This window comes from Flavobacterium undicola (assembly GCF_009909155.2).
In the GTDB taxonomy this organism is placed as follows: Bacteria; Bacteroidota; Bacteroidia; order Flavobacteriales; family Flavobacteriaceae; genus Flavobacterium; species Flavobacterium undicola.
This window is the reverse complement of sequence record NZ_JAAAPM020000029.1, coordinates 1-12,124: the sequence shown is the minus strand read 5'-3', so window position 1 is coordinate 12,124 and position 12,124 is coordinate 1. Positions and strand designations below refer to the sequence as shown.

Sequence of the window (12,124 nt, the reverse complement as noted above, 5' to 3'; positions counted from 1 at the left end):
TAATGAAAATCACAACACTATTATTAAGTGTGAGTCTTTTATCAGCAGTTGTTTCTTGTAAAACAGCTGCTGTAAAAGAAACAGCTCAAACTAAAAATCAGCCGTCGCTGAAAATGAATAACCCTATCATTACCGATAAATACACCGCTGATCCAGCTGCTTTGGTTTATAAAGACAAGGTATATCTTTATACAGGACATGATGTTCCTGAAAAAGGTGTTAATACTTATCGAATGAACGATTGGTTGGTGTATTCTTCTTCGGATATGGTCAATTGGCAAGAACATCCGGTGCCTTTAAAAACTTCTGATTTTGCTTGGGCTAAAGGCGATGCCTGGGCAGGACAAGTCATTGAAAGAAATGGAAAATTTTATTGGTATGTTGCTATTACGCATGGAGCAATTCATGGAAAAGCAATAGGAATTGCCGTTTCGGATAGTCCAACTGGTCCTTTTACAGATGCTTTAGGAAAAGCATTAATCACTAATGATATGACCACTGAAACCAAAATCAGTTGGGATGATATTGATCCATCTGTTATTATAGATGATGATGGTCAGGCCTATTTATTTTGGGGAAATACCGTTTGTCACTATGTGAAATTAAAAGAAAACATGATTGAAATGGACGGACCAATGCAAACTGTCGATTTACCAAAATTTACCGAAGCACCTTGGATTCACAAACGTAAAAATTGGTATTATTTGTCCTTTGCAACTGAATTCCCTGAAAAAATTGCCTATGCCATGAGTAAATCGGTTAAAGGGCCTTGGGAATACAAAGGGATATTAAACGAAGTTGCCGGGAATTCCAATACCAATCATCAAGCTATAATTGACTTTAAAGGCAAGTCATATTTTATTTATCATAATGGAGTTATTCCTACTGAGGGAGGTAGTTTCAGAAGATCAGTTTGTGTAGATCGTCTTTTTTATAATGAAGATGGAACCATGAAACGAGTAATTATGACATCAGAAGGAATTCAAAAATAAACCAAAAATGAAATTGAATAAAAACTCACAAATCCTATTCTCGTTAGTAACGCTGCTAATCTGCTGTTTTTCTTCAGCTCAAGATATTAGCGTTCACGATCCAGTGATGATCAAACAAAAAGACATCTATTATTTGTACTGTACGGGTCGCGGAATTAGTGTTTTTAGTTCAAAAGATTTAAAAAACTGGAATAAAGAGCCGGCAATATTTAATGAAAAGCCTGTTTGGGCTGATTCTGTTGCGGCTGATTTTAAGAATCATATTTGGGCACCGGATATTTCCTTTCACAACAATACGTATTATTTGTATTATTCGGTTTCCGCTTTCGCAAAAAATACTTCGGCTATTGGAGTTACAACTAATACGACTTTGGATTCAAAAGATCCTGCTTACAAATGGGTTGATCACGGAATTGTCATTCAATCAATTCCAAATCGTGATTTATGGAATGCCATAGACCCCAATTTGACATTCGATGAAAATAAAACGCCTTGGCTAGCTTTTGGTTCTTTTTGGGAAGGACTGAAAATGGTGAAATTGAATCCCGATTTATTGTCAATTGCACAGCCGCAGAAGTGGCACACTATTGCAAAACGAAAGAGAACTTTCGAATTAGCCGATGCTAACCCAGGAGATGCAGCCTTAGAAGCTCCTTTTATATTTAAAAAGAACGGCTATTATTATCAGTTCCTGTCATGGGATTTATGTTGTAGAGGAAAAGAAAGCACTTATAAGGTAGTTATTGGAAGATCAAAAAATATTGTAGGACCTTATGTTGATAAAGATGGTAAATTATTAACTGAAGGAGGAGGTACTTTAGTGGTTCAGGGTGGCGAAAATTATTATGGTGTAGGGCATAACAGCGCCTATACTTTTGATGGCGTAGATTATATCTTTTATCATGGCTACGATGTAAAACAGAACGGAAAACCTGTTTTAATTGTTAAAGAGTTAAAGTGGGATGCTGATTTATGGCCAATTTTGATTGAATAATTGAGTTAATAAAATGAATAAAGATTAAGTTTTGAAACTAAAAAGGAACCAAGTTAAATAAAAGACTAAAAAACATGAACCATAATTTAATCACTAAAATTGCCCTTTTCGGGCTTTTGCTAAATGGCTTTTATTCGAATGCTCAGAAAACAAATTTAAAAGTTAATATCGCTAATTCAATCACCAAAATTCAGCCTACAATGTATGGTGTCTTTTTTGAAGATATCAATTTTGCTGCTGATGGTGGTTTATATGCAGAAATGATTAAAAACCGATCTTTTGAGTTTGAAAATCCTCTAATGGGATGGTCTCAGCCTAATAGTGATAGACATTCGTTTAATACGCAATCGGGAATTGCAACCACTATTAAAGTAATTGAAAATAAAACCAATCTTAATTTTTGCAGAGTTGTTGTAAAAGATGATAAAGGGTATCAAATCATCAATGAAGGATTCAGAGGAATGGGTATTAAAAAGGATGCCAAGTACAATCTTTCTTTGAAAGCTGCCAATCATGATGGAGCCATCAAGCAAATTAATATTCAATTTATCGATAAAAATGGAAAAACAGTAGGAGAAACTACTATTGTTCCTTTATCATCGGATTGGAAAAATTATACAGCACAATTAACTGCAACTCAAACAGAAGCAAAAGCGCAACTGAAAATCACATTTAAAGGTACAGGAACGATTGATTTAGATATGATTTCATTATTCCCGGAAGATACTTGGAAAAACAGAAAAAATGGAATGCGTAAAGATATTGTTCAGTTGCTTTATGATTTAAAACCTGGTTTTTTAAGATTTCCTGGAGGATGTATTGTTGAAGGAAAAACGTTGGCACAACGTTACCAATGGAAAAAAACGGTTGGAGATATTGAGACAAGAGAAACATTAATCAATAGATGGAATACCGAGTTCAGTCATAAACTGGCTCCGGATTATTTTCAGACTTTTGGAATCGGATTTTTTGAATATTTTCAACTTTCTGAAGATATTGGAGCGCAGCCGCTTCCGATTTTAAGTTGTGGAATGGCTTGCCAGTTCAATACAGGAGAATTGGTTCCAATGGAAGATTTAGATCCTTATGTGCAAGATGCTTTGGATCTAATTGAATTCGCAAATGGATCTGTTGAAACGCCTTGGGGGAAAATCAGATCAGAAATGGGACACCCAAAACCATTTAATCTTAAATTTATTGGTGTTGGAAATGAACAATGGGGGCCTGCTTATATTGAAAGATACAAAGTGTTTGAAAAAGCCATTAAATCTAAATACCCAAATATCACTATTGTTTCTGGTGCGGGACCTTTCCCGGAAGGAGATTATTTTGAGTACGGCATGAAAGAACTTAAAAAGTTAAATGCTGAAATTGTAGATGAGCATTATTATAAAAACCCAAAATGGTTTAGAGAAAATGCTACCCGTTATGATAGTTATGATAGAAAAGGGCCTAAAATATTCGCTGGAGAATATGCTGCTCAAAGTGTTGCTATTGCCAGTCCTGATAATAAAAACAATTGGGAATGTGCGTTTTCTGAAGCTGCTTTTATGACTGGTTTGGAAAGAAATGCCGAAGTGGTACATTTGACATCTTATGCTCCTTTGATGGCACATGAAGAAGCTTGGCAATGGACTCCGGATATGATTTGGTTCAATAATTTGGAAGCCTATGGTTCGGCTAATTATTATGTACAAAAAATATTTTCGACAAATAAAGGAACTGATTTATTATCAATTACGAAAGATGGAAAAGCAGTAACAGGACAAAATGATTTGTACGCCACGGCTGCAAAAGATAGCAATACTAAAGAAGTAATCGTAAAATTAGTAAATACAAAATCAGATACACAAAGTGTTGAGGTAGATTTAAATGGGGATAAATTAGCTTCTAAGGGAACGCTTGTGACTTTAGTAAGTGCTAATTTAGATGACGAAAATTCATTTGCTAATCCTAAAAAAATAAGTCCTACAGAAAAGGAATTTAAATTGAATGGAAAAAAAGCACAATTGACTTTACCGGCTTATTCAGTAACTGTTTTGAAGTTAAAGATGAAATAATCTGGGATTTTTTAAAAAATTAGGAATAAGAAAAATATATTTGGAAAAAATATCTAAAAACTAAAAATGAAATTAAATTTAAGAACTAAAAGTGCCGTTTACGGTTTGTTACTTAGTAGTTTTTTGGCAACAGCCCAAAAAACGAATCTGGAAGTAGATTTAACAAAATCAATTACTAAAATCCAACCAACGATGTATGGTATCTTTTTCGAAGATATCAATTTTGCTGCCGATGGAGGTTTATATGCCGAAATGGTTAAGAATAGAACTTTTGGGTTTGATGCTCCGCTTATGGGCTGGTCACAACCTAATAGTAATGTTCATTCTTTGAATAAGGAATCGGGGATGGCAACTCCAATGCGTACTTCTGAAAATACAAATAATCCTGATTTTTGTAGAATTATCATCAATAATGATAAAGGATACCAAATTTTAAATGAGGGATTTAGAGGAATGGGTATTAAGAAAGATGCAAAATACAATCTTTCCTTAAAAGCAGCGAATCATAACAATGCTATCAAAAAAATAATTGTACAATTTATTGATGCTGACAAAAAGGTTTTGGGAGAGACTGTTATTGTTCCATCATCGACTAATTGGAAAGATTATTCAGCTCAAATTGTAGCTATAGGAACTGAAGCAAAAGCACAATTGAAAATTACTTTTGAAGGAACAGGAACAATCGATTTGGATATGATTTCGTTATTTCCACAAGAAACCTGGAATAATAGAAAGAATGGTTTGCGTAAAGATATTGTTCAATTGTTATATGATTTGAAACCTGGATTTATACGTTTTCCTGGTGGATGTATCGTTGAAGGAAAAACATTGGAAAACAGATACCAATGGAAAAAAACCGTTGGTGCTGTTGAAGACAGAGAAACCATGATCAACAGATGGAATGTGGAGTTTAAAAACAAACAAGCACCTGATTATTTCCAGTCTTTTGGTTTAGGATTTTTTGAATATTTCCAACTTGCGGAAGATGTAGGAGCACAGCCATTGCCAATTTTAAGTTGTGGAATTGCCTGTCAGTATAATTCGGGTGAATTAGTTCCAATGGAAGAATTAGATCCTTATGTTCAGGATGCTTTGGATTTGATCGAGTTTGCTAATGGTGCTGTAACTTCTAAATGGGGAAAATTAAGATCCGATATGGGGCATCCAAAGCCATTTAATCTTAAGTTTATTGGTGTTGGAAACGAACAATGGGGACCACAATACATTGAAAGATATAAGGTTTTTGCAGCAGCTATAAAAGCAAAATATCCTACTATGACGATTGTTTCAGGTTCAGGACCTTCGCCTGACGGAGCTTTTTTTGATTATGGATGGGATGAATTGAAAAAATTAAATGCAGATATTATCGATGAGCATTATTATAAAAATCCGGAATGGTTTAAAGAAAATGCGACAAGATATGATAAGTATGACAGAAAAGGGCCTAAGATTTTTGCTGGAGAATATGCAGCACATCCTAAAGGAGTAGAGGACGGATTCAAAGAGAATAATTGGTTGTCAGCACTTTCTGAATCGGCATTTATGACAGGTTTAGAACGTAATGCTGATGTAGTTCATTTAACTTCTTATGCGCCTTTAATGGCTCATGTTGATGCTTTTCAATGGGCACCGGATATGATTTGGTTTGATAATTTAAATTCTTACGGTACAGCTAATTATTATGTTCAAAAAATGTATTCAAACAATAAAGGAACTGATGTAGTAGCTATTACAAAGGATGGAAAAGCTTTAACAGGACAAAATGATTTGTATGCAACTGCAGCAAAAGATGTAGATAAAAAAGAGTTGATTTTAAAACTGGTTAATACATCAGCGAAAGCTCAAGATCTTGAAGTTAATTTATCAGGAAAAAGTGTTGAATCTAAAGGGAAAATGATTCTTTTAACTAGCCAAAATCTTGAAGAATACAATACATTGGCTGAGCCAACTAAAATTATTCCTGTTGAAAAAGAATATAAATTAAGTGGAAAAAAGGCATCAGTAACTTTACCGGCTTATTCTTTTGTAGTATTGAAATTAAAGATGAAATAGGTCTTATTTTTTCGAGAAACTTTAGTTGAGTAAAATTTTAACTTAATTGTTCAAAATTTAATAAAAAACATTAAGTGTGAGTGGTACACTTAATGTTTTTTTGTTATATATTTGTAGCCATATTTTAAATAATGAAGATGAAAAATTATGTAATAGGTTTAGATTACGGATCGGATTCAGTTCGTGCCGTATTAATTGATACCGAAAACGGGCAAGAATTAGCCTCAGATGTTTGCCATTACAAAAGATGGAAAAACAAACAATATTGCAATCCGTCAATCAATCAATTCCGTCAACATCCTTTGGATCATATCGAAGGATTGGAATCAACAATTAAAAATATTGTAACATCAAGTAAGGTTGATCCTTCTTTGATAAAAAGTATCTGTATTGATACAACAGGTTCTTCGCCTGTTCCAGTTTCCGAAGATGGGACTCCACTAGCTTTGACAGCAGAATTTGCTGAAAACCCAAATGCAATGATGGTTTTGTGGAAAGACCACACGGCTATCAACGAAGCTGATGAAATTAACGAACTTGCTGCTACTTGGGGTGGAGAAAATTTCACAAAATACGAAGGAGGAATTTATTCTTCTGAGTGGTTTTGGGCAAAAATATTACACATCGCTCGTGAGGATGAAGCAGTTAGAAATGCTGCTTATACTTGGTTAGAGCACTGTGATTTAATGACTTATTTGTTAATTGACAATAAAGATTTAAAAACATTCAAAAGAAGCCGTTGTGCAGCAGGGCATAAAGCAATGTGGCACGAAGACTGGAATGGTTTACCACCAGAGGAATTCTTAGGGAAATTACACCCGTATTTGGCTCAGCTAAGAGGGAAATTATACGATGAGACTTATACTTCAGATCTAGTTGCCGGAACTTTAAATCAGGAATGGGCAACAAAATTAGGTTTGACTACTGACACTATTATTGCTGTTGGAACTTTTGATGCACATTCAGGAGCTGTTGGTGCTAAAATTGACGAGTACGCTTTAGTTCGTGTAATGGGAACTTCAACTTGTGATATTATTGTTTCTGCTAAAGAAAATGTAGGAAGCAAAACTGTTAAAGGTATTTGTGGACAAGTAGATGGTTCAGTTATTCCAGGATATATCGGTCTTGAAGCGGGGCAATCTGCTTTTGGAGATGTATTGGCTTGGTTTAAAGATACGCTTTCTTGGCCATTGGATAATTTGGTTTACAATTCAGCTATTTTATCTGAAGAGCAAAAAGCACAATTAAAAGAAGAAGTAGAATCTAATTTCATCAAGACTTTAACAGAGCAAGCTGAGGCAATTCCTTTGTCTGAAAGTATTCCAACTGCTTTGGACTGGGTAAATGGAAGAAGAACTCCTGATGCTAATCAAGGATTGAAAAGTGCGATGACTAATTTATCATTAGGAACAAAAGCACCACATATTTTCAAAGCTTTAATCAATTCAATCTGTTTTGGTTCTAAGAAAATTGTAGACCGTTTTGAAGAAGAAGGTGTTCGTATTGATAGCGTTATCGGAATTGGTGGTGTAGCTAGAAAATCACCATTTATCATGCAAACTTTGGCTAATGTGTTGAACAAGCCAATTAAAGTTTGTGCTTCTGATCAGGCACCGGCTTTAGGAGCTGCTATTTATGCTGCCGTTGCTGCCGGAATTTATCCAAACGTGATTGAAGCTGCTAAAAAAATGGGAAGTGATTTTGAAAGCGAATATTTCCCTCAAGCAGACAAAATTGAAAAATACGAGGAATTGATGGATTCTTATTCTGAATTAGCTCAATTTATAGAAACCCAGATCGAAAAAAGATCTCTTGTAACGATAGAATAAAAAGTGGGTTCCTGACAACCAAAATTTAAATATTTTTTAGGAAGAATCGATAATAAAATAATAAGTAGTATGAGTTCAAAATTTCAAGCGTTAAAACAAGAATGTTACGAGGCTAATATGCAACTGAACGAGTTGAATTTAGTAGTGTACACTTTTGGAAATGTAAGTGCTGTAGACAGAGAAAATGGCGTTTTTGCTATTAAACCAAGTGGAGTTCCTTATGAGGATTTAAAAGCAGAAGATATTGTTATTGTTGATTTTGATAATAATATTATCGAAGGAGACAAACGTCCTTCTTCGGATACTAAAACACATGCTTATTTATACAAACATTGGCCAAAGATAGGTGGTATTGCTCATACGCATGCTACTTTTTCAGTAGCTTGGGCACAATCACAAAGAGATATTCCTATTTTCGGAACTACTCATGCCGATCACTTGACAGCTGATATTCCTTGTGCTCCGCCAATGGCCGATCATCTTATTGAAGGAAACTATGAGCACAATACAGGAATTCAAATCTTGGATTGTTTCAAAGAAAAAAATCTTTCTTATGAAGAAGTAGAAATGATTTTAATTGGAAATCACGGTCCATTTGCATGGGGAAAAAATGCTGCTAAAGCAGTTTACAATTCTAAAGTTTTAGAAGTTGTAGCTCAAATGGCATATTTGACTTTGCAAATTAATCCTGCTGCTCCTAAGTTGAAGGATTCTTTGATTAGAAAACACTACGATCGTAAGCATGGAAAAGATGCTTATTACGGACAGTAAATTTTAGATTGCAGAAAATAGAATAGAGAAAATAGACTTCCATTTCGACTCCTTCTCCTTTGGAATGGGTTGAGGTTTAAGTAAAATAAGAACAATAAATAAACAAAATAAAAAATGATAGATATTTCTAAAAAAGAAATTTGGTTTGTAGTAGGAAGCCAAAACTTATATGGTGAAGAAACTTTAAAGCAGGTTGCTGTGCATTCTCAGGAAATTGCAAAAGGAATTGATGCTTCTTCTCATGTTCCTGTAAAAGTGATTTACAAATCAGTGGCAAAATCACCTAGTGAAATCACTGATATTTGTATGGAAGCCAATTCAAACAAAAACTGTGTTGGTATCATCGCTTGGATGCACACTTTTTCTCCGGCAAAAATGTGGATTAACGGTTTAAGCATTCTTAAAAAACCATTATGTCATTTACATACACAATACAATGCTGAAATTCCATGGGCTTCTATCGATATGGATTTCATGAACTTGAACCAATCAGCTCACGGAGACAGAGAGTTTGGTTACATTATGTCCAGAATGCGTAAAAAACGTAAAGTTGTTGTTGGACACTGGGAAGATAAAAGAGTACAAACTAAATTAGGAAACTGGTCTAGAGTAGCTTTAGGTTGGGATGAAATGCAAAACTTAAAAGTAGCGCGTTTTGGAGACAACATGCGTGAAGTTGCTGTTACTTGTGGAGATAAAGTTGAGGCTCAAATTCGTTTTGGAATGTCCGTAAACGGTTACGACTCTTCTGATATCGTTAATAAAATGAAATTAGTTACTGAAGCGCAAGTAGATGCTTTAGTAGCGGTTTATGAAGAATCATATAATTTAGCTCCAAAATTACAAGTAGGAGGAGAGCAAAGACAATCATTAAAAGATGCTGCTAAAATCGAATTAGGTTTGAGAGCTTTCTTAGTAGAAGGTGGTTTTGGTGCTTTTACTGATACTTTTGAAAACTTAGGAGAATTAAAACAATTACCAGGTATTGCAACTCAGCGTTTAATGGCTGATGGTTACGGTTTTGGTGGTGAAGGTGACTGGAAAACAGCTGCTATGGTTCGCGTTATGAAAGTAATGAACATCGGTCTTGAAGGAGGAACTTCTTTCATGGAAGATTATACTTATCACTTTACACCTGAGAAATCATATGTTTTAGGTTCTCACATGCTAGAAATTTGTCCTTCTATTACTGATGGAAAACCTTCTTGCGAAATTCATCCATTAGGAATTGGTGGAAAAGAAGACCCAGTTCGTTTGGTATTCAATTCACCTGCTGGAGAGGCTATCAATGTATCATTAGTAGATATGGGAACTCGTTTCCGTTTAATTGTGAACGAAGTAACTGCTGTAAAACCAATGGCTGATTTACCAAAATTACCTGTTGCTCGTGTACTTTGGGATTGTAAACCTAACTTGGATATCGCTGCTACTGCTTGGATTCTTGCAGGTGGTGCACACCATACAGTATACAGTCAGGCGGTAACTACTGAGTTCATGGAAGATTTTGCTGATATTGCTGGAATCGAATTAGTAGTTATTGATAACGATACTAGAATTCGTAATTTCAAAGATACTTTGAATGCAAATGAAGCATACTACCATTTATTTCAAACTGGATTATAATCTTTTTTAAATAATAAATTTACCAAGTCATAAAGTCAGAAGTTAAGATAGCTTTTGGCTTTATGACTTCTCTATTAACCAATAAAAATAAAAAATTATGAATCTATTAAAAAGTTGTGTTTTAGGATTGACTGTTATTACTACAGCGGGACTTTCTGTTCAGTGTAAGGGTGATAAGAAAGAAAACCAAGAGCAAAATGTTACTCAAAAAGACAGTGTTACTATTGAGAAATCAGCTTATGGTACTACTGCTAAAGGAGAAAAGATTGACAGCTATAAGTTGAAAAATCAAAAAGGAATGGAAGTGGATATTATGACTTATGGAGGAATTATTACTTCTTTAAAAGTGCCTAATAAAGCTGGGGTTTTTGAAGAAGTGGTAATTGGTTTTAATAATTTCGAACAATATACTAAAGACAATCCTTATTTTGGAGCTTTAATCGGTCGTTATGGAAATCGTATTGCTAAAGGTAAATTTACTTTGGATGGTAAAGAATATCAATTGGCAACTAATAATGGTAAAAATGCGTTGCACGGAGGTCCTGAAGGATTTCATAGAAGAATATGGACTGTTGAAGAGGCTAAAGGTGGTGATGCTGCAACTTTAAAGTTGAAGTATATCAGTAAAGATTTGGAAGAAGGTTATCCTGGAAATCTAACAGTTTTTGTTACTTATACTTTAAACAAAGACAATTCTTTGGATGTGCTTTACGAGGCTACAACTGATAAGAAAACAGTGGTGAATTTAACACAGCATTCTTATTTCAACTTATCTGGAGATTTCACTAAAACAATCTTAAATGATGAAATTACTATTGATGCAGATAAATTAGTACCTGTAGATGCTGATCTTATTCCAACAGGTAAATTAGACGATGTGACTAATACTCCTTTTGATTTCAGAAAACCAAAGGCTATTGGTAAAGATATTGAAGTAACAAATGACCAATTGAAAAAAGGATTGGGTTACGATCACTGCTGGGTGTTGAATAACCAAGACAAAGGATTCCGTTTTGCAGCTTCTGCTTATGATCCAACTAGCGGAAGATTATTGGAAGTGTACACTGACCAGCCTGGAATCCAACTTTACACAGGAAACTTCTTGGACGGAACTTTACCAACCAGAGACGGTAAAACATACGCGCATAGAACAGGACTTTGTTTAGAAACACAGCATTATCCGGATTCTCCAAATCAAAAAGATTTCCCAACTACGGTTTTAAACCCGGGTGAAAACTATAAAACAAAAACTTCTTTCAAGTTTTCTACTAAGTAATATTTAGGAAATAGAATTTGTTTTAATCTATAAAACCTGTCTCGTTCTAAACTAGGCAGGTTTTTTTGTGCTTTTGAATGAAGTTAATTTTATACATATATATAAGAGTGATTTTTTGAAGCTATTTCCCGCTATCCGTTTCAATCTTTTGTGCCGAACCCCGGCACAAAAGGATTTTTACTTCTATCGGGGCTAGGTCTATGGTTGCTAAGTTGGGTTTTGTTTGTCACTTCGAGGTATAATTTTTTATACAAAAAAAGCAATATAAAATGACGTTAACTTTGTATATAATCTGAATTAGAATTAGGCAGTGTAACAGTAAATCAATTAGTGTTAATTACCTGACTTCGAGTTTTGTTTCAAAGTATTATAGTAAACAATATTGGTGAGTTCTATTAAAATGAATTTCCCCCATGGTAGTAATATCTTTTCACATAATATACTTTGAGCCTATTTCTATTTCATTAAATCGTAATCAATGAGTAGTTTAGAGAAAATTATTAAAAATTGTGCTGGCATCGATATTG

General features: G+C 34.4%; 8 protein-coding genes. All 8 read left to right on the top strand.

Features of this window, described 5'->3' with window-relative positions:
* Positions 1-2 precede the first annotated feature (2 nt).
* The 8 genes from GTZ96_RS14840 (at position 3) to GTZ96_RS14805 (ending at position 11,597) form a co-directional block, all read left to right on the top strand.
* Positions 3-992, top strand: a complete 990-nt coding sequence (locus GTZ96_RS14840; protein WP_161644695.1) for a glycoside hydrolase family 43 protein — start codon at positions 3-5, stop codon at positions 990-992.
* 7 nt (positions 993-999) lie between these two features.
* Complete coding sequence (locus GTZ96_RS14835) at positions 1,000-1,986, top strand: arabinan endo-1,5-alpha-L-arabinosidase (RefSeq protein WP_161644694.1); 987 nt, start codon at positions 1,000-1,002, stop codon at positions 1,984-1,986.
* 74 nt (positions 1,987-2,060) lie between these two features.
* A complete protein-coding gene (locus GTZ96_RS14830; protein WP_161644693.1) occupies positions 2,061-4,046 on the top strand; it encodes an alpha-L-arabinofuranosidase C-terminal domain-containing protein in 1,986 nt (661 codons plus the stop codon).
* A 66-nt stretch (positions 4,047-4,112) separates the two neighbouring features.
* A complete protein-coding gene (locus GTZ96_RS14825; protein ID WP_161644692.1) occupies positions 4,113-6,098 on the top strand; it encodes an alpha-L-arabinofuranosidase C-terminal domain-containing protein in 1,986 nt (661 codons plus the stop codon).
* A 137-nt stretch (positions 6,099-6,235) separates the two neighbouring features.
* On the top strand, positions 6,236-7,927 hold the full coding sequence (locus tag GTZ96_RS14820; RefSeq protein WP_161644691.1) for a ribulokinase: 1,692 nt from the start codon (positions 6,236-6,238) through the stop codon (positions 7,925-7,927).
* A 69-nt stretch (positions 7,928-7,996) separates the two neighbouring features.
* Positions 7,997-8,698 (top strand): L-ribulose-5-phosphate 4-epimerase, encoded by a 702-nt coding sequence (locus GTZ96_RS14815; RefSeq protein ID WP_161644690.1) that lies wholly within the window; start codon positions 7,997-7,999, stop codon positions 8,696-8,698.
* Between the two features lie 114 nt (positions 8,699-8,812).
* Entirely contained in the window at positions 8,813-10,321 is a 1,509-nt protein-coding gene (gene araA / locus GTZ96_RS14810) for an L-arabinose isomerase (protein ID WP_161644689.1), read from the top strand.
* A gap of 97 nt (positions 10,322-10,418) precedes the next feature.
* Positions 10,419-11,597 carry an aldose epimerase family protein gene (locus GTZ96_RS14805; RefSeq protein ID WP_161644688.1) on the top strand — a complete coding sequence of 393 codons (1,179 nt, stop codon included), beginning with the start codon at positions 10,419-10,421 and terminating at the stop codon, positions 11,595-11,597.
* The last annotated feature ends 527 nt before the right edge of the window (positions 11,598-12,124 follow it).